Genomic DNA, 17307 nt, shown 5'->3' with positions numbered 1-17307 from the left:
TGTAGGATGCTTCCGTGACGCCGGAAGCCGCTTACCAAAACCTCTTGGAGTTCCAAAGGGAAACCGCCTACCTGGCCTCCTTGGGGGCCTTGGCCGCTTGGGACCAGCGCACCATGATCCCCAGGAAGGGGCACGAGCACCGGGCCCGGCAGATGGCCGCCCTGGCCCGCCTCCTCCACCAGCGCATGACCGACCCCCGCATCGGGGAGTGGTTGGAGCGGGTGGAGGGTTCCCCCTTGGTGCAAGACCCCCTTTCCGACGCGGCGGTGAACGTGCGGGAGTGGCGCCAGGCCTACGAGCGGGCCCGGGCCATTCCCGAAAGGCTCGCCGTGGAGCTGGTCCAGGCGGAAAGCGAGAGCGAAAGCTTTTGGGAAGAGGCAAGGCCCCGCAACGATTGGCAGGGCTTTTTGCCCTACCTCAAGCGGGTCTTCTCCCTGACCCAGGAGAAGGCCAACATCCTCTATAGCCTTCCCCCGGCCCCCGGGGACCCGCCTTACGGGGAGGTTTACGATGCCCTTTTGGACGGGTACGAGCCGGGGATGCGCGTGGAGGAGCTTCTACCCCTCTTCGCCGAGCTCCGCCAAGGGCTAAGGGGGCTTTTGGACCGCATCCTGGGCAGCGCCAAGCAGCCCAGGACGGAGATCCTCCACCGCCCCTACCCCAAGGAGGCGCAGCGGGCCTTCGCCCTAGAGCTCCTTCAGGCCTGCGGGTACGACCTCGAGGCCGGCCGCCTGGACCCCACGGCCCACCCCTTTGAGATCTCCATCGGCCCGGGGGACGTGCGCATCACCACCCGCTACTACGAGGACTTCTTCAACGCCGGCATCTTCGGCACCCTGCACGAGATGGGCCACGCCCTCTACGAGCAGGGCCTGCCCAAGGAGCACTGGGGCACTCCCAGGGGGGAGGCGGTCTCCTTGGGGGTGCACGAGTCGCAAAGCCGCACTTGGGAGAACCTGGTGGGCCGCTCCTTGGGCTTTTGGGAGCGCTTCTTCCCCCGGGCGAAGGAGGTCTTTGCGAGCCTCGCCGATGTGGGCCTAGAGGAGTTCCACTTCGCCGTGAACGCCGTGGCTCCCTCCCTCATCCGGGTGGAGGCGGACGAGGTCACCTACAACCTCCACATCCTGGTGCGCCTGGAGCTCGAGGTGGCCCTCTTCCGGGGCGAGCTCGCCCTGGAGGACCTTCCCGAGGCCTGGGCGGAGAAGTACCGGGCCTACCTCGGGGTGGCCCCCAAGGACTACAAGGACGGGGTCATGCAGGATGTCCACTGGTCCGGGGGGCTTTTTGGCTACTTCCCCACCTACACCCTGGGCAACCTCTACGCCGCCCAGTTCTTCCAGAAGGCGGAGGCGGGGTTTGGGGCCTTGGAGCCCATGTTTGCCCGGGGGGAGTTCCGGCCCTTTTTGGACTGGAGCCGGGCCAAGATCCACGCCGAGGGGAGCCGTTTCCGCCCCAGGGCCCTGGTGGAGCGGGTGACCGGGGAAGCCCCGAGCGCCAAGCCCTTCCTGGCCTACCTGGAGCGCAAGTTCGCCGCCCTCTACGGCTTCTAGCCCCGCCGGGGCCAGACGGGGGGGAGGGCTAGGGCCAGGAGGAGGCTCGCCACCCACAAGGCCCCCTCCCCCCGGCCCAAGGCTTCGGCCCCTAGCCCCGCCAAGGCGGGGCCTAAGGCTTGGCCTAAGGCGAAGGCCGCCGTGGAAAGCCCCATGGCCCTGGGCCAGGCGGAAGGGGGGAGGAGGGCGCGGAAGGCCTGGGTGACGGCGGTGATGACCCCTAAGAAGGCCAGGCCGAAGAGGAAGGCGCTAAGCCCGGGAAGCCCCTGGGCCAAGGGGGGGAGGCTCGCCAAAAAGAGCACCAGGAGCACGTGGAATAGCCCCCGCTTCCCTCCCACCCGCTCCACCCAGGTACCCCAGACCACCCCTGTAAGGAGGGCGCCCAGGCCGAGGAGGGTGAAAAGCAGGGTCCAGTCCCCCACCGCCGTGGTCACGAAGGTCATGTAGCCGATGTACCCCGCCCCGTAGAGGCCGTAGGCCAGGAGAAGGGGGAGGATGGGCCTGAGGCTTCCCTCCCCCCGGGCGGGAGGCGGGGGCTCCTTGAGCGCTTTCCAGGTCCAAAGGGGGGCCAAGGAGAGGAGAAAGGCCCCAAGGCCAAGCCGTCCCCAGGCGCTTTCCGGCGTGTCCGCTCCCAAGAGGAGCCAGGGGGCGAGGAGGAGGCCGAGGCCCACCCCGCCGTAGTAGGCGCCCAAGCTCCGCCCCGAGCTTCCCAGGGCCATGAGCAAGGCGGCGCCGCCCACGAAGACCAAGGCCCCCAAAGCGCCTTGGAGAAGCCTTAAGGCGAAGGCCAAGGCGTACCCATCCGCCCCCGTGAGGGCCAAGACCCCCCCTTGAAGGAGGAGGGCCAGGAAAAACCCCCTCCGGTAGCCGAGCCACCCCAAAAGGCGGTGGCTCACGATGGCTCCCAGGAAATACCCCAAGGTGTTGGCGCTACCCAAAAGCCCTCCTTGGGCGTAGGAAAGCCCCCAGGCGGCCTGCATGAGGGGAAGGACCAGGGCGTAAGCGAAGCGCCCCAGGCCCAGGGCCACCCCGGGCCCCAGGGTGAGGAGGAGGATCCTAATAGCCATGGAGGAGGCCCAGCCGCTTGGCCCTGTACACCGCCCGCCGGAAGAGGAAGAGGCCCACGCCCAGGTAGGCCAAGCCGTTCAGGAAGGCGAGGCCCAAGGCAGAGGGGTCCAAGGGGGCTTCTTCCGCCAGCATCCTCCGGGCCAAGGCCGCCCCCGGGGCTAAGGGCAGGAGGGCGAAGGGCCCCGTGCCCGGGGCCTGGAGGAGGAAGAGGAGGAGGAACTGGGAAAGCCCCAGAAGCTGCTCCACCCGCTTGTAGAGGAGGGCGAGGCTCCCCATGGCGAAGCCCAGGCCGTACCCCCCGAGGAGCACCGCCAAGCAGGGGAGGATCACCCCAGGGGCGAAGGCGAGCCGGGCCCCGGTGAGGGCCATGAGGACCAGGGCGATGAGGAAGACCAAGAGGCCCTGGGAAAGGAGCCCCGCCAGGTTCCGCACCAAAAAGAGGGGGATGGGCCCATAGGGGGTGAGGAAGACCTGCTCCAGGGTGCCCGTCTGCGCCTCCTCCATAAGGCCGAAGGAGAGGCCGTTATAGGCGGAAAGGGTGAAGGTCCAAAGCAAATAGCCCACCAGCACCGCCTCCAGCCTTCCCCCGAACTCCGCCCCCGGCCCCGCCAGGAACCGGGCCCCGAGGAAGAGGAAGTAGAAGATGAGGCTTAGGGTGACCACCGCCCCCAGAAGCTCCAGGGGGTAGCGGCGGAGGTAGAGGAGGCTCCGCCAGAACTCTGCCAAAAAGAGGTCAAGCATGGCCCACCACCTTTAAAAAGACCTCCAGAAGATCGGCCTCCGCCTTGGCCACCCGCTTGAGGGGAAGGGGCTTGAGGGCCTCGAGGACCCGCCACAGCGCCTTCCCGTCCCCGCGAAAGAGGAAAGGTCCATCCCCTTCCACCCCCAGGGCGCGAAGCCGAGCCAAGGCTCCTTCCGGCACGGGGCCCTCCAGCTCCAGCACGTAGTGGTCCCCGGCGAAGCGGGCGAGGAGGGCGCCCTTTTCCTCCTCCAGGACCACCTCCCCCCGGTGGATGATGGCGATGCGGTCCGCCAGGGCCTCGGCCACCTCCAACTGGTGGGTGGTGAGGAGGATGGCCTTGCCGCTTTGGGCCAGGGCCCGGATCCGCTCCCGCACCAAGAGGGCGGTTTCCACGTCCAGGCCCAGGGTGGGCTCGTCCAAAAGGAGCACCTCGGGGTCGTGGATGAGGGCCTGGAGGAGGGCGAGCTTCTGTTGCATGCCCCGGGAGAGGTGGCGCACCTCGGTGTGGGCCTTTTCCCGGAGGCCGTACGCTTCCAGGAGGGCCAAGGCCCGCTTTTGGGCCTCCTTCAGGCGTAGCCCCCGGGCCACGCCGAAGTAGACCAGGTTCTCCAAGGGGGTGAGCCGCCAGTAGACGTTGCGGTTCCCCTCCAGCACCGCCCCCAGATGGCGGAGGGCCTTGGGGTCCTGGAAGGGATCCCGGCCCAATAGGCGCACCTCCCCCTCGTCGGGAAGGAGGAGGCCGGAGAGCATCTTCACCGTGGTGGTCTTGCCGGCCCCATTTTTGCCCAGGAAGGCCAGGACCTCCCCCGGGCGCAAGGCGAGGTTCACGCTGCGCACCGCGGTGAGGGCCCCAAAGCGCTTCACCAGCCCCCGGGCCTGGAGGAGGGGTTCCATGGCCCTAGTCTAGGGGGCTCCAGCGGGTGGCGTCCCGCTTTTGGTACTTTTCCATGGCCTTGCGGAAGGCTTCCTCCAGGTCAATCCCTTCCCGGTTGGCCAGGGAGATGAGGACGAAGAGGAGATCGGCAAGCTCCTCCCCCAAATCCCCTTCCGCCTCCCCCGGCTTGGGCTTTTTGCCGTGGCGGTGGGCCAGGACCCGGGCCACCTCTCCCAGTTCCTCCGCGAGGCGGGCCAGCAGGAGGAGGGGTGGGAAGTAGCCCTCCTTGAACTGGGAGATCCACGCATCCACCTGGCGTTGCGCTTCCCTAAAGGTGAGGGGCTCCATGCCCCAAGCGTACAATGCCCCCATGCGGGCCCTTGCCCTCATCGCCCACGATGCCAAAAAGGAGGCCATGGTGGACTTTTGCCGGAGGCACCGGGAGCTTCTCGCCCGCTTTCCCCTCGTCGCCACGGGCACCACGGGGAGGCGGATAGAGGAGGCCACGGGGCTGGAGGTGGAAAAGCTCCTTTCGGGCCCCCTGGGTGGGGACCAGCAGATGGGGGCCCGGGTGGCGGAGGGACGGATTTTGGCCGTGCTGTTCTTCCGCGACCCCCTCACCGCCCAGCCCCACGAGCCCGACGTCCAGGCCCTCCTGCGGGTGTGCGACGTGCACGGGGTGCCCCTCGCCACCAACCCTATGGCGGCGGAAGCCTTGGTCCCGTGGCTCGCCTCCCTGGTGGGCTAGAGGGTCCTGCGGTACGCCAGCGCCTCGGCCACGTGGGCTTCTTCCACCCTTTCCGCCCCTAGGAGGTCGGCGACGGTGCGGGCCACCCGCAGGATGCGGTCGTAGCTCCTTGCGGAGAGGAGCATCTTCTTGGCGGCGGCCTGCAGGAGGGCCTCGGCCCCCGGGGTGAGGCGCACGTGTTCCCGCAGGGCCTTGCCGGAAAGCTCCCCGTTGGGCCTGCCCTGGCGGGCGAGCATCCGTTCCCGAGCCCTTAGGACCCGTTCCCGCACCGCCTCCGTGCCTTCCCCTTCGGGGGCGCGGGATAGCTCCAGGGGCGTGAGGCGGGGCACCTCCACCACCAGGTCAAAGCGGTCCAAAAGGGGGCCGGAGATGCGGCCGGCGTAGCGCTTTTGGGCGGAGGGGGTGCAGGTGCAGGGCCTTTCTGGGTCGCCGTGCCAGCCGCAGGGGCAGGGGTTCATGGCCGCCACCAGGAGGAAGCGGGCGGGGAAGGTGAGGCTGGCCCGGGCCCGGGCCACGGTGACCACCCCGTCTTCCAGGGGTTGGCGGAGGGCCTCGAGGGCGTCCCTGGAGAACTCGGGGAACTCGTCCAGGAAGAGCACGCCCCGGTGGGCCAAGGATACCTCCCCCGGCTTGGGGATGGCCCCGCCCCCGATGAGCCCGGCGTAGCTCACCGTGTGATGAGGGGCGCGGAAGGGGGGCGTGCGCAGGAGCCCCTTCACCGGCTTCCCCGCGGCGGAGTGGATGCGGGTCACCTCCAGGGCGGCCTCCCGGGCGAGGGGCGGGAGGAGGAAGGGCAGGCGCCGCGCCAGCATGGTCTTCCCCGAGCCCGGGCTTCCCACCAGGAGCAGGTGGTGGTAGCCGGCGGCGGCGATCTCCAGGGCCCTTTTGGCCTTGGCCTGCCCCTTCACGTCCCGGAGGTCCAGAACCTCCAGGGCCTCCCCCGTTTCCTCGGGGTGGGCGGGGGCGAGGGCCGCTTCCCCCCGCAGGTGGGCCACCGCCTGGGCCAGGGTTTCCGCCCCCAGGGCCACCACCCCCTCCACCAGGGCCGCCTCCTTGGCGCTCTCCTTGGGAAGGAGGAGCTTTTTCCCCTCGGCCAAGGCGGCCAGGGCCAGGTTAACCGCCCCCGGCACGGGGCGGAGGGTGCCGTCTAGCCCCAGCTCCCCCGCCACGGCGAGGCCAAAGAGGGCCTCGAGGGGCACCACCCCTTGGGCCGCCAAGAGGCCCAAGGCGATGGGGAGGTCAAAGTGGCTTCCCTCCTTCCTGAGCTCCGCCGGGGCCAGGTTCACCACCACCCGGGCCTGGGGGTAGGGGAAGCCGGCGTTTTTCAGGGCGGCCCGCACCCTTTCCCGGCTTTCCTCCACCGCCTTGTCCGGGAGGCCCACCAGGGCGTAGGTGGGAAGCCCGGGGCTAACGTCCACCTCCACGGTCACCGGAACCGCGTCCAGACCGAAGAGGGCGTAGCTTCGCACCTGGGCTAGCATGTAGGGAGTTTAACGAAAGTTTGTTAGTTTGCCAAGGGGGAAGCCCCTTTTCTATCAGTGGAGTTTTTGCGTTAAGATTGGGGTCAGATGCTGCGCAAGGCCGAAACCGCATATAGCAAACTTCGCCGTGCCCTGGAGGAGCGCCTGGCTCTTCTCCGCCGCTTCGGGGGGATAGACCTTCACCTAGTCCAGGTGGCTAATGAGGAGTGGCTTTACATGCTTCAGGAAGACACCCGCCATTCCCTGGCTATAGAAGGCTATTTCGCCACGGAGCGGGAACTCCGGGACGTCCTTAAGGGGAAAAAGGGGGCCGTAGAGGTCCTGAACTACTTTCGCACGGCCCAGTTCGTCTATGAGCAGGCCCTTCAGGACCTGCAGGAGGGGATTTGGCATCTGGACGTGGCCTTTGTGAACAACATCCACGGCCAGCTTTTCCGGGGAACAGCTTTGGAGGGAGAGCGGGGAAGGCCTGCCGACGGGGTGGAGCGGCGCATTCAAGGGGCCAGTATAAGGCCTCCTCTGGAGGCGAGCGACTACCTTCGGGCCTTTGTTAAGGCGGTTCCCCAAATTCTGCGACGGGATGACCTTCTGGAGGCCTTGGCCAAGGTTCACGTTCTCTTTGAGGCCATCCACCCTTACCGGGACGGAAACGGGCGGGTAGGGCGGCTTGTGCTCAACTACGTGGCCATCCGTAGCGGCCTTCCCCCCCTGGTGGTGAAAGGCCTCGAGGCCCAGGACCGCGAGCGCTACTACAAGGCCCTGGAGCGGGCGGACCAAGGTTTTCACCGAGGGTTTCCCCCGCCTAAGCCCGAGGCTTTGGTGGAGGCGTTGGACCAGGGTGACTGGGTGCCTTTGGCTTCCCTTCTGGGGGAGTCCCTTCTCGCCCGCTTGGATAATGTTGTGGCCTTAGCCCTCATGCGCTTTGCCGACCTCTTGCCCCTGGACGAAGTGGCCCGGGCCTTAGGGGTGGCAAAGCCGCTCCTCTACGTTTGGGTGGATAGGGGCAGGTTCGTGGTGTACCGCCGGGCGGGGAAAGGACCTCTTCGCTCGCACCCTTGGCTCTTCCTGGGGACGCGGGAGCGTCCCGCTCCTTTACCCGAGTCGCTTCCTCCCATCCGGCCGGACTGGCCCGAGCGGGTGAAGGACCTCCAGCGCCTTCTCTTTCACCCGGAGGACTTCTGAAGCACGGGCAGGTAAAGCCCTAGGGCCAAAAGGAGCAAGAGGAGAAGCCCCCCAAAGGCCCACGTGTACCCCAGGCTTCCCACCACCACCCCCACCCCCCATTGCAGGAGGAAGGTGCCGCCGATGCCGAAGAGGTTCACCAAGGTGGTGCCCCGGCCCACCAGGTGGCCCGGCACCAGTTCCCGGGCCTGGGTGAGGGTGAGGATGTTGAAGGCCCCGAAGAAGCCCAAAAGGGCGTAGGCGGGGGCCAAGAGCTTGAGGAGAAGGAGAAGAAGCCCCAGGGCGAAGGCCAAGGCGGAAAGGAGGAGCACCCGCGCCGTGCCCAGGCGGTCCGCCAGGTACCCGGATACCAGAAACCCCAAAACCGCCATCCCCGAGTAGAGGAAAAGGAGGTTCCCCACCGCCACCGCCGAAAGCCCCAGGTGGTACCCGTAGGCTCCAGCCCAAAGGGTTTGGAGGGCCAGGAAGCTCCCGGCGAAGGCCAGGGAAAGGAAGGCCACCCGGAGGAGCCTCCCGTTCTGCCAAACCTCCCGGAGCCCTCCACTCCCCCCCGCCTTGGGCCAGGGGACCCCGGGAGGGGTGTTCCGCACCCCCAGGTGGATGGCCAGGGCCACCCCCACCACCCCCAAGGCCCCCACGAGGAAGACCCCCCGCCAGCCCAGGGCCTCCTTGAGGAGGGCGAGGGGCGTGGCCGCCAAAAGCCCCCCCGTGGCCCCGAGGCCCACCAGCAGGGTGGAAACCGTGGCGTAGTTCTTGGGGAACCAAAGGCTAAAGGCCTTGAGGGAGCCCATGAGGGCCGCGGCCATGCCCACCCCGATGAGGGCCCGGCCCAGGGCCAAGATGGGAAAGCTCGGGGCTAAGGCGAAGACCACGCTCCCCAAGGCGGCCACCAGGAGAAGGGCCGGGGTCACCACCCGGGGCCCCACCTGGTCCAAAAACCCCCCCAAGGGGAGTTGCACCGCGGCGAAGGCCAGGTAGAAGAGGCTCGTCATGAAGCCGAGCTCCGCCGGCCCAAGCCCCAGGTCCTGGGAGAGGTCCTTGGCGAGCACCGCATTGGCCGAACGGTAGAAGTAGGAGAGGAAGTAGCCCAAGGTGAAGAGGAAAAACACCCGCGCCGCCATATCACCTCCAGTTTAAGACTACCCCCAAAAGGATGAGGGCGCCGCCCCAAAGCGCCTCCGCCCGCAGGGGCTCCCCCGCCAAGGGCCAGGCGAAAAGCGCCCCCGCCACGGGCTCCAGCATGGCGAGGAGGGTGGCCTCCCGGGCGGGGACCAGCCGCACCCCCTGCAGGAAGAGGGTGAAGGGGAGGAGGGTCCCGAAGAGGACCAGGTAGGCCACGGCGCCCCAGGCCTCGAGGTCCAAGGCGAGGAGGTGGGGCAGGTTTAGGAGAAGAACGGGCAGGGCGAGGAGGCTTCCCACCCCGGTGGCCACCCCCAGGCTCACCAAGGGCGGGGTCTTGAGCCCTTGGGAGGTGGCGGCGTACAGGGCGAAGGAGAGGGCGGCCAAAAGGCCAAAGGCCACCCCCAGGGGGCTTCCCGCAAGCCCCACCCCCCCCGCCACCAGGATGTAGGCCCCCAAAAGGGCCAGGGCCACCCCGAAGAGGGCCCGGGCGGGAAGCCTTTCCCGGCGGAGGAGGGCGTGGAGGGTGAGGAGGGCGGGGGCCAGGTACTGGAGGAAGATGCCCGTGGCCACGCCCGCGGCATGGATGGCCAGGTAGTAAAAGGCCTGGGCCCCGGACAGGGAGAAGCCCACGGCCAAGAGGCGCCGCCTTTCCTCGGGCCTTGGGGGGTGGCGGAGGAGGAGGGGAAGGAGGAGGAGGAAGCTCAGGAGGAAGCGCAAGGGGATGAGGACCCCCGGGGGGATGCCCTCCATGAACCGCCCCGCCAAGGCCCCTCCCAGGCCCCAAAGGAGGGCGGCCAGGGCCACGAAGATCACCGCCTACCCCCCACCACGGCCAGGCCCACGCCCAGGAGGAGGACCAAGGCCCCGAGGAGCACGGGGAGGCCCGGAAGCTCCCCAAAGAGCAAGAAGGCCAGGAGGCTTGCCCCCACCGGCTCAAAGAGGATGGCCAGGGTGACCAGGACCGGGGGGATGTGCCGCGTGGCCCAGTTGAAGCTGGTGTGCCCCACGAGCTGGGGCAAAAGGGCCATGAGGAGGAGGTAGCCGTAGACGGCGGGGGGGTACCCGCCGTACCCGCCCCCAAAGAGGTAGGGAAGGGGGAGGAGGACCAAGGCCGCCACGGTGTAGGCGACCCGGATGTATTCCAAGGTGGAGAGCCCCCGCCGCTGGGCCTCCCGCCCCAGGAGGAAGTAGAAGGAAACCGCCACCGCCCCCAAGACCGCCAGGAGGTCCCCCAGAAGGGGATTTTCCCCCCCACCCCCTTCCGCATCCCCAAGCCCGATGAGAAGCCCCCCCACGAGGGCCACGGCCACCCCGAGGAGGGTGATGCCGGAGGGCTTCTCCCCGAAGAGGAGCCAGCCGAAAAGGGTGACCCAGACGGGGTTGGTGGTGACGAGGGCGGTGCTTGCTGCCACGGAGGTGTAGGAGAGGGAGGTGATCCAGAAGGCGAAGTGGAGGGCTAAAAAGACCCCGGCGCCCACGGCGAAGGGAAGGCCCCTCTTTTCCCGCAAGGGCCTAAGCCAGCCCGGGGCGAGGAGGAGGGCGGCAAAACCCAGGCGCCCGGCGCTCATCACCAGGCTGAAGGCGAGGCTTCGGTCCTGGGCGGCCTCGAGGCTTAGGCGCACCAGGATGCTGCCGAAGCTTATGGCCAGGATGCCGGCAAGGAGCACGGCGAGGAGGGTGAGCCTCGAGGGGCGCATGGCGGTATTCTTCCACGAAAGGGCGGCGCTTGCGAGGGTGCGCTTTCTGCCCATCCCGGGGTACTTGGCGGAAAGTCCAGGAAGTGTAGACCTCCTTCCGGAGTGGTGTAAAGGGGGGCTTCCCCGTGGGACAGGCGTCCTCACCTGGGCTGGTATACTGCCCCCGAAGGAGGTCCTATGGTGACCGTAGCGGTTCCCAAGGAACGGGCTCCCGGGGAAAGAAGGGTGGCCCTGGTGCCCGAGGTGGTGGCCCGCCTGGTGAAGGGGGGTGCCCGGGTGCGGGTGGAGCGGGGCGCCGGGGAGGGCGCCTACCACCTGGACGCCGCCTACCAGGAGGCGGGCGCGGAGGTGGTGGAGCGAGGAGAGCTTCTCCAGGGCGCCAACCTCCTCTTCACCGTCCAACCCCCCCCGGAGGACCTCATCGGGGCGCTGGAGCCTGGGGCCATCGTGGTGGGCTTTGTCCAGGCCCACAAAAACCCCGAGTTGGTGCGGGCGCTTGCGGCCAAAAAGGCCACGGTGATCGCCATGGAACTCATCCCCCGCATCACCCGGGCCCAGAGCATGGACGCCCTTTCCAGCCAGGCCACGGTGGCGGGGTACCTGGCGGCGGTCCACGCGGCGAGGCTTTCCCCCCGCTTTTTCCCCATGCTCACCACGGCGGCGGGCACCATCCGCCCGGCCAAGGTGATGGTCATGGGGGTGGGGGTGGCGGGGCTCATGGCCATCGCCACCGCCAAGCGCCTGGGGGCCCAGGTCTTCGCCTACGACGTGCGAAAAGCGGCGGTGGAGCAGGCCGTCTCCTTGGGGGCGAAGCCCATTGAGCTTCCCATCAGCGCCGAGGGGGAAGGCGGCTACGCCCGGGAGCTCACCGAGGAGGAGAAGCGCATCCAGCACGAAGCCCTGCGCGAGCACGTGGCGGGGATGGACGTCCTCATCACCACCGCCCAGGTGCCGGGCCGCCGCGCCCCCATCCTCCTCACCGAGGACATGATGGAAAGGCTCAAGCCGGGGACCGTGGTGGTGGACCTGGCGGCCGAGAGCGGGGGGAACTGCGTCCTCACCAAGCCGGGGGAGGTGGTGGAGGTGCGGGGGGTGCGGATCTTTGGCCCCTTGAACCTGCCGAGCGAGCTTTCCGTGCACGCCTCGGAGATGTACGCCAAGAACCTCCTCAACCTCTCCAGCTTGCTCATAGAAAAGGGGGAGTTCGCCCCCAAGTGGGAGGACGAGATCATCCAAGGAGCGCTCCTCATGAAGGAGGGGGAGATCCTGCACGGGCCCACCAAGGCCCTTCTGGGAGGTGCGTGATGGAGTTCGGCTTCTGGTCGGCCCTTTACATCTTCGTGCTCACGGCTTTTTTGGGCTACGAGCTCATCACCCGGGTGCCGGTGATCCTCCACACCCCCCTCATGTCCGGGTCCAACTTCATCCACGGGGTGGTGGTGGTGGGGGCCATGGTGGTCCTGGGGCATGCGGAAACCGGTTTGGAAAAGCTCATCGGCTTCCTGGGCGTGATCCTGGGAGCGGCCAACGCCGCCGGGGGGTACGCGGTCACCGTGCGCATGCTGGAGATGTTTGAGAAGAAGCCCGGCAAGGGGGGTGGTCAGTAATGGACCTCATCCAGGCGGCCTACTTCGTGGTGGCCATCCTCTTCATCGTGGGCCTGAAGCGCATGGCCCACCCCACCACCGCTAAAAGCGGCATCGTCTGGGCGGGCTGGGGCATGGTCCTGGCGGTCTTGGCCACCTTCTTCTGGCCGGAGATGGGGAACTTCGGCCTCATGCTCCTGGCCTTGGCCTTGGGTTCCGCGGTGGCCTGGTGGGCGGCGGTGAAGGTGGCCATGACCGACATGCCCCAGATGGTGGCCATCTACAACGGCATGGGTGGGGGTGCCGCCGCCACCATCGCCGCGGTGGAGCTTCTGAAGGGGGCTTTTGAAAACGCCGGGCTCATGGCCTTGGCCATCCTGGGCGGGCTCATCGGCTCGGTGGCCTTCACGGGAAGCCTCATCGCCTTCGCCAAGCTCCAGGGCCTAATGCGGAGCCGCCCCATCCTCTTCCCGGGGCAGAAGGTGGTCAACGCCCTGGTCCTTCTGGTCACGGTGCTCCTGGGCTTTTCCCTCCTTTGGAACGACCCCACCTTGAGCATCGTCCTCTTCTTCCTCCTCGCCCTCCTTTTTGGCGTGCTCATGACCCTTCCCATCGGCGGGGGGGACATGCCCGTGGCCATCTCCTTCTACAACGCCTTCACCGGCATGGCCGTGGGCTTTGAGGGCTTCGCCGTGGGGAACCCAGCCCTCATGGTGGCGGGCACCTTGGTGGGGGCGGCGGGCACCCTCCTCACGGTGCTCATGGCGAGGGCCATGAACCGCTCGGTTTGGAGCGTGCTGGTGGGCGGTTTCGGCGTGGAGCAGGAGGCGGGGGAGGTCAAGGGGAGCCTGAAGCCCATTGACGTGGAGGACGCCGCCGTGATGCTGGCCTACGCGGGCAAGGTGGTCTTCGTCCCGGGCTACGGCATGGCCCTTTCCCAGGCGCAGCACAAGGTGAAGGAGCTCGCCGACCTCCTGGAAAGCCGGGGGGTGGAGGTGAAGTTCGCCATCCACCCCGTGGCGGGGCGGATGCCGGGGCACATGAACGTGCTCTTGGCGGAGGCCGGGGTGGACTACGATAAGCTCAAGGACCTCGAGGAGATCAACCCCGAGTTCCCTACCGTGGACGTGGCGGTGGTTATCGGGGCCAACGACGTGGTGAACCCGGCCGCCCGCCGCCCGGGAAGCCCCCTCTACGGCATGCCCATCCTGGACGTGGACAAGGCCAAGAACGTCATCGTCATCAAGCGGGGGCAGGGGAAGGGCTTCGCCGGGGTGGAAAACGAGCTCTTCTACGCCGACAACACCCGCATGCTCTACGGGGATGCGCAACAAGTCCTAACCCAGCTCACCCAGGCCTTGAAGAAGCTCTAGCGCCGAAAGAGCCCGCCCCGGAGGCCTTCCCGGGGCGGGTGCGTTTAGGCCAAGAGGAGCACGGGGTTTTCCAGGTAGAGGGCCACCCTTTCCAAAAGCTTCCGGGCCACGGGGGCTTCCAAGCCCGAGGCGGCCAGGACCCCTTCTGCGGAGAGGAAGAGGCTTGGCCGGCCCGTGTGGACCTCTTCCTCCCCGGCGAAGCAGAGGAGGCCCTCCCCCTCCTCGCCCCCTTCTTGCCGGAAGAGGGCGAGGAAGTTCCCCAAAGGCCTTAGCCCCACCACCCTCTCCCCCTCCAACCGGCCCAGGAGGGGCCTAAGGGGAAGCTCCAGTTCCGCCAGGGCCCGTTCCGCCCCTTTGAGCAAAAAGGGCAAGGGGTTTTCCGGCACCCCGTGGACCTGGGCGAAGGTTTTTAGGGCGTTTTGCAGGGAGGTGGGGTCAAGCCGGCGGCGGTAGACCCGAAGAAGGGTGGCCGCGGGGGCCACGGGGGTGGCGGCCGCGCCCAGGGTGGGGGCCACGGGGGGAGGGGGCGGGACCGGAACCGGGGCTTCTTCGGTCAGGAAGTCCTCCCCCGCCAAAAGTGTTTCGGGGACCGCTTCTTCCTCCGCCAGGAAGGCGGCGAGCTCTTCCTCCAGGGAACTTGGGGTCTCCGCAGGCTCCTTTTCCTCGGCCAAGAGGGCCTCGAGCTCCTCCTTCAAGGGGCTTGGTGCGGGCTCTTCCGGGGGAAGGACCAGGTCCTCCTCGAGGACGGGGGGCGGCTCCTCCGCCACCTCCAGGGCCTCCTCCTCCAGGTCCAGCTCCAGGTCCATCTCTTCCAGGACCGGCTCCAGCTCCAAGGCCTCCTCTTCCAGCTCCTCCAACTGCACCGTGGGGGTTTTGGGAGGCTCGGGGAGGAGTTCTGAGAGGTCCACCCCTTCCTTTCCCAGGGCTTCCTGGGCCCGCTTGAGGTCTTCCTCCGGCAGGACGGGGGGCGGCTCCTCCGGCATGGGGGGCAGGTCCACCTCCCCCGCCATCACCTTGGCCAAAAAGGCCAGGATGTCCCGCTCCACGATGGTCCCGTCGGGGCCCGTGCCTTGGAGGCGGCGCCAGTCTATGCCGTTCTCCTCGGCCAGCCGCCTTGCCAGGGGCGTGATCTTGGGTTCTTCCATCTTGGCCCTATGATAACAGGGTGGAAGCGCGTTTTGCCGAGCTTTTGGCCGAGTACTGCCTGGAGGCGGGCCCGGGAGAGACGGTTTTGGTGGAGGCGGAAACCCCGGCCCTTCCCCTCCTGCCTCACCTGAAGCGAACCCTGCTTCGGCGGGGGGCTTACCCCTTCTTCCGCTTGGCTTACCCCGGGGAGGGGCGGGACTTCCTCCTCCACGGAGGGGCATGGTTGGAGCGGGTTCCCGAGGTGGAGTGGGCCCTTTACGAGAAGGCGGACAAGTTCCTTAAGGTCCTTTCCGCGGAGAACCCCTTGGAAATGGCCTCCTTGGACCCAGGGCTTTCCCTAAAACACCAGCGGGCCTGGCGGCCCTTGCAGGAGATGCGGCTTGGGAAGCGCTGGACCCTCACCCTCTACCCCACCGTGGGCTACGCCGTGGGGGCGGGGATCGGCACGGGGGAGTTCCGGGCTTACCTAGAGGGGGCCCTCTTCCTGGACCGGGAGGACCCCGTGGCCGCCTGGCGGGACCTTTCCCGCTTCCAGGAGGGCTTAATCGCGCGGCTTACCCAAGGGAAGGAACTCCGCATCCTGGCCCCGGGCACGGACCTCACCCTTTCCGTGGCGGGGAGGGTCTGGATCAACTCCGACGGGCGGCGGAACATGCCCTCGGGGGAGGTCTTCACCGCTCCCGTGGAGGACAGCGCCGAGGGCGAGGTGCGCTTCAACCTCCCCGCCTTCGTGGGGGGGCGGAGGGTGGAAGGGGTTTACCTCCGCTTTGCCCGGGGCGTGGTGGTGGAGGCCCGCGCTGAGGTGGGAGAGGACTACCTGCGAAGCGCCCTGGCCACGGACGAGGGGGCGAGGCGGCTTGGGGAGGTGGGGATCGGCACCAACTTCGGCCTCACCCGGCCCACGGGCCTCATCCTCCTGGACGAGAAGATGGGGGGCACGGTGCACCTGGCCTTGGGGCAAAGCTACCCGGAAACGGGCAGCAAGAACCGAAGCGCCCTCCACTGGGACCTGGTGCTTTCCCTGAAGGAAGGCCGGCTCCTCCTGGACGGCGAGCCCCTCTTGGCCGAGGGGCGCTTTGTGGGCCTCTAGAGGTCCTTCCGCTCAAAGAGGAGGGCCGCCAGGAAGGCGAAGCCCAGGGTGTAGATGAGAAGGAGGGAAAGCCCAAGCCCCGCCGCCTGGGGCCGCAGGTGTAGGTCCAAATAGGTGGTGAGGAGGAAGGGCGTTAGGGCGGGGAAGGCCACCAGGAGGCGCATGAGGAGCAGGGTGGCCACCGCCGCCAGGGCGCTTGCCGTGGTGGAGAGGAAGAGGGTCCCGTAAAGGAGGGCCAAGGCGGCCAGGGGCACGAGGACCGTCCCCGCCAGGAGGTGCGCCCGGAGGAGTTCCCCTAGGGCTTCCCCCGGGGTGAGGAGCCCGGTGCCGGCAAACCCCCCTTCCCCCAGGCCCGTGCCGCCGAAGAAGGGGCCAAACCCGTGGGGTAGGCCCGCCAGGAGGCTTCCCAGGAAGCTCGCCGCCAGGAGGACGAAGGGGTAGAGGAGGACGGCGAGGAGCTTGCTCAGGAGGAGGAGGCTTCGGGGAAGGGGCCTGAGGAGGAGGGTCTTGAGCGTGCCCTGGGCCACCTCGCTTCCCAAGGACTCGCTCGCCGCCATGACCACCAGGAAGGGGAAGAGAAACTCCATCCCCGCCAGGAGGCTTAAGGAGACCACCTGCCACCCCGAGGCCAGGACCAGGCCGTAAACCTCCTTGAGCCCGGGGGCCAGGGCCCAGAGGAAGGGGAGGAGGAAGGCGAAAAGGAGCCCCAGGGCTACGGAACGCAACCGGAAAAGTTTGTAAAGTTCAAAGAAAAAGAGCCTAAGCATGCTTCACCCGCTCCTGGTAGTAGCTCCTGAGGTCAAAGCGCTCGGCATGGAGGGCCTTCACCCGGTAGCCCTCCGCGAGGAGGGCCTTGAGCGCCGCTTCCGGGTTCCCCTCAAAGAGGATGGCGCCCCCCTGGAGCCGCGCCTGGGCCACCTGGGGGAGGGTCTTGAGGAGGGCCAAGGCCCCTTCCAAAGGGTGGGCCTCGAGGCGGTACACCTCCCGCCCGGAAAGCGCCACCTCGTCCAAAAGCCTTCCCCCGCCCAGGATCCCCACCTTGTGGGCGTACTGGCTCACCTCCTGGAGGTGGTGGGTGGAGAGGAGGACCGCCACCCCTTCCTGGGAAAGCTCCTTTAGGAGGCCGTGGACGAGCTCCACCCCTTCCGGGTCTAGGCCGCTGGTGGGCTCGTCCAGGATCAGGACCTTGGGCCGGTGGAGGATGGCCGCCGCCAGGCCCAGGCGCTGCCGTTGCCCCAAGGAGTAGCTTCCCACCTTCTGGTCCGCCACCGCCAGAAGCTTCAGGCGGGCCAGCACCTCGCCGATGCGCCCTTCCTCCCTCACCCCGGCCAAGTAGGCCTGCAGGCGGAGGTTCTCCCGCCCCGTGAGGTAGGGGTAGAAAGCAGCGGGCGCCTCTACCACCGCCCCCAGGTGGCGCCGGGCCGCGGGGTTTTTGTGCACGTCCTCCCCCAAAAGGATCGCCCGCCCTTCCGTGGGGAAGGCCAGGCCCGTCACCAGGCGGATCAGGGTGGTCTTGCCCGAGCCGTTGGGGCCCGCCAGGGCGTAGACCTCCCCCGGGGCCACCGTGAGGCTCACCCTTTCCAAGACGGGCTTGCGCCCGTAGCGCTTGCTCACGCCCTCTAGCCTCAGGGCTTCCATGGGTGCTATA

At 68.0% G+C, this 17307-nt stretch carries 18 protein-coding genes; 7 read left to right on the top strand and 11 right to left on the bottom strand.

Going from position 1 to position 17307, the window contains the following annotated elements:
• Nucleotides 1-14: 14 nt before the first annotated feature.
• Entirely contained in the window at nt 15-1550 is a 1536-nt protein-coding gene (locus tag L0D17_RS00270) for a carboxypeptidase M32 (protein ID WP_243093370.1), read from the top strand.
• On the opposite strand, the gene L0D17_RS00265 is transcribed toward L0D17_RS00270, so the two are convergent.
• Genes L0D17_RS00265 through L0D17_RS00250 form a run of 4 tightly spaced genes read right to left on the bottom strand, consistent with a single transcriptional unit; the run spans nt 1547 to nt 4582 of the window.
• Entirely contained in the window at nt 1547-2617 is a 1071-nt protein-coding gene (locus L0D17_RS00265; RefSeq protein ID WP_243093369.1) for a YbfB/YjiJ family MFS transporter, read from the bottom strand. The two genes, L0D17_RS00270 and L0D17_RS00265, sit on opposite strands and share 4 nt — an antisense overlap.
• Complete coding sequence (locus L0D17_RS00260) at nt 2607-3359, bottom strand: ABC transporter permease (RefSeq protein WP_243093367.1); 753 nt, start codon at nt 3357-3359, stop codon at nt 2607-2609. Before L0D17_RS00260 ends, L0D17_RS00265 begins: the two co-directional genes overlap by 11 nt.
• Nucleotides 3352-4254, bottom strand: a complete 903-nt coding sequence (locus L0D17_RS00255; protein ID WP_243093365.1) for an ABC transporter ATP-binding protein — start codon at nt 4252-4254, stop codon at nt 3352-3354. The genes L0D17_RS00260 and L0D17_RS00255 overlap by 8 nt, the downstream gene beginning before the upstream one ends.
• 4 nt (nt 4255-4258) lie before the next feature.
• Nucleotides 4259-4582: a nucleotide pyrophosphohydrolase gene (locus L0D17_RS00250; protein ID WP_243093356.1), complete on the bottom strand. Its 324-nt coding sequence runs from the start codon at nt 4580-4582 to the stop codon at nt 4259-4261.
• Nucleotides 4583-4604: 22 nt separating this feature from the next.
• On the opposite strand from L0D17_RS00250, the gene mgsA reads away from it, so the two are divergent.
• Nucleotides 4605-4982 carry a methylglyoxal synthase gene (gene mgsA, locus L0D17_RS00245; RefSeq protein WP_039455292.1) on the top strand — a complete coding sequence of 126 codons (378 nt, stop codon included), beginning with the start codon at nt 4605-4607 and terminating at the stop codon, nt 4980-4982.
• On the opposite strand, the gene L0D17_RS00240 is transcribed toward mgsA, so the two are convergent.
• Complete coding sequence (locus tag L0D17_RS00240; RefSeq protein ID WP_243093355.1) at nt 4979-6463, bottom strand: YifB family Mg chelatase-like AAA ATPase; 1485 nt, start codon at nt 6461-6463, stop codon at nt 4979-4981. The genes mgsA and L0D17_RS00240 overlap by 4 nt on opposite strands.
• An 87-nt stretch (nt 6464-6550) precedes the next feature.
• Between L0D17_RS00240 and L0D17_RS00235 the strand changes: the two genes are divergently transcribed.
• A complete protein-coding gene (locus L0D17_RS00235; protein ID WP_243093353.1) occupies nt 6551-7645 on the top strand; it encodes a Fic family protein in 1095 nt (364 codons plus the stop codon).
• Here L0D17_RS00235 and L0D17_RS00230 read toward each other — a convergent pair.
• The 3 genes from L0D17_RS00230 to L0D17_RS00220 are packed head-to-tail and all read right to left on the bottom strand — an operon-like array spanning nt 7627 to nt 10464.
• A complete protein-coding gene (locus L0D17_RS00230; protein ID WP_243093351.1) occupies nt 7627-8766 on the bottom strand; it encodes an MFS transporter in 1140 nt (379 codons plus the stop codon). The genes L0D17_RS00235 and L0D17_RS00230 overlap by 19 nt on opposite strands.
• Before the next feature lies 1 nt (nt 8767).
• Nucleotides 8768-9580: a DMT family transporter gene (locus L0D17_RS00225; RefSeq protein ID WP_243093349.1), complete on the bottom strand. Its 813-nt coding sequence runs from the start codon at nt 9578-9580 to the stop codon at nt 8768-8770.
• Nucleotides 9577-10464 (bottom strand): DMT family transporter, encoded by an 888-nt coding sequence (locus L0D17_RS00220; RefSeq protein ID WP_243093347.1) that lies wholly within the window; start codon nt 10462-10464, stop codon nt 9577-9579. The genes L0D17_RS00225 and L0D17_RS00220 overlap by 4 nt, the downstream gene beginning before the upstream one ends.
• Before the next feature lie 177 nt (nt 10465-10641).
• Between L0D17_RS00220 and L0D17_RS00215 the strand changes: the two genes are divergently transcribed.
• From L0D17_RS00215 to L0D17_RS00205, 3 genes are read left to right on the top strand one after another with little or no spacing between them, the layout of a single operon-like run.
• Complete coding sequence (locus L0D17_RS00215) at nt 10642-11769, top strand: NAD(P) transhydrogenase subunit alpha (protein ID WP_039455310.1); 1128 nt, start codon at nt 10642-10644, stop codon at nt 11767-11769.
• The gene (locus L0D17_RS00210; protein WP_008630585.1) at nt 11769-12071 is read left to right on the top strand and encodes a proton-translocating transhydrogenase family protein; all 303 of its coding nucleotides are present in this window, start codon (nt 11769-11771) and stop codon (nt 12069-12071) included. Before L0D17_RS00215 ends, L0D17_RS00210 begins: the two co-directional genes overlap by 1 nt.
• Nucleotides 12071-13423: an NAD(P)(+) transhydrogenase (Re/Si-specific) subunit beta gene (locus L0D17_RS00205; protein WP_243093345.1), complete on the top strand. Its 1353-nt coding sequence runs from the start codon at nt 12071-12073 to the stop codon at nt 13421-13423. Before L0D17_RS00210 ends, L0D17_RS00205 begins: the two co-directional genes overlap by 1 nt.
• A 44-nt stretch (nt 13424-13467) precedes the next feature.
• Here the strand turns inward: L0D17_RS00205 and L0D17_RS00200 are convergent, their stop codons facing one another.
• Complete coding sequence (locus L0D17_RS00200; RefSeq protein ID WP_243093343.1) at nt 13468-14568, bottom strand: E3 binding domain-containing protein; 1101 nt, start codon at nt 14566-14568, stop codon at nt 13468-13470.
• Nucleotides 14569-14588: 20 nt separating this feature from the next.
• Here L0D17_RS00200 and L0D17_RS00195 point away from each other — a divergent pair, with 20 nt between their 5' ends.
• Nucleotides 14589-15659 carry an aminopeptidase gene (locus L0D17_RS00195; RefSeq protein ID WP_243093342.1) on the top strand — a complete coding sequence of 357 codons (1071 nt, stop codon included), beginning with the start codon at nt 14589-14591 and terminating at the stop codon, nt 15657-15659.
• Here L0D17_RS00195 and L0D17_RS00190 read toward each other — a convergent pair.
• Together L0D17_RS00190 and L0D17_RS00185 are read right to left on the bottom strand one after the other, a co-directional pair.
• Entirely contained in the window at nt 15656-16426 is a 771-nt protein-coding gene (locus L0D17_RS00190) for an ABC transporter permease (RefSeq protein ID WP_243093341.1), read from the bottom strand. The genes L0D17_RS00195 and L0D17_RS00190 overlap by 4 nt on opposite strands.
• Nucleotides 16419-17297: an ABC transporter ATP-binding protein gene (locus tag L0D17_RS00185; protein ID WP_243093340.1), complete on the bottom strand. Its 879-nt coding sequence runs from the start codon at nt 17295-17297 to the stop codon at nt 16419-16421. Before L0D17_RS00185 ends, L0D17_RS00190 begins: the two co-directional genes overlap by 8 nt.
• Nucleotides 17298-17307: the final 10 nt, after the last annotated feature.

This window comes from Thermus thalpophilus (assembly GCF_022760915.1).
GTDB classification, from domain to species: Bacteria; Deinococcota; Deinococci; order Deinococcales; family Thermaceae; genus Thermus; species Thermus thalpophilus.
Note: the sequence above shows the minus strand (reverse complement) of the source record. Positions and strands in the feature narration are given on the sequence as shown.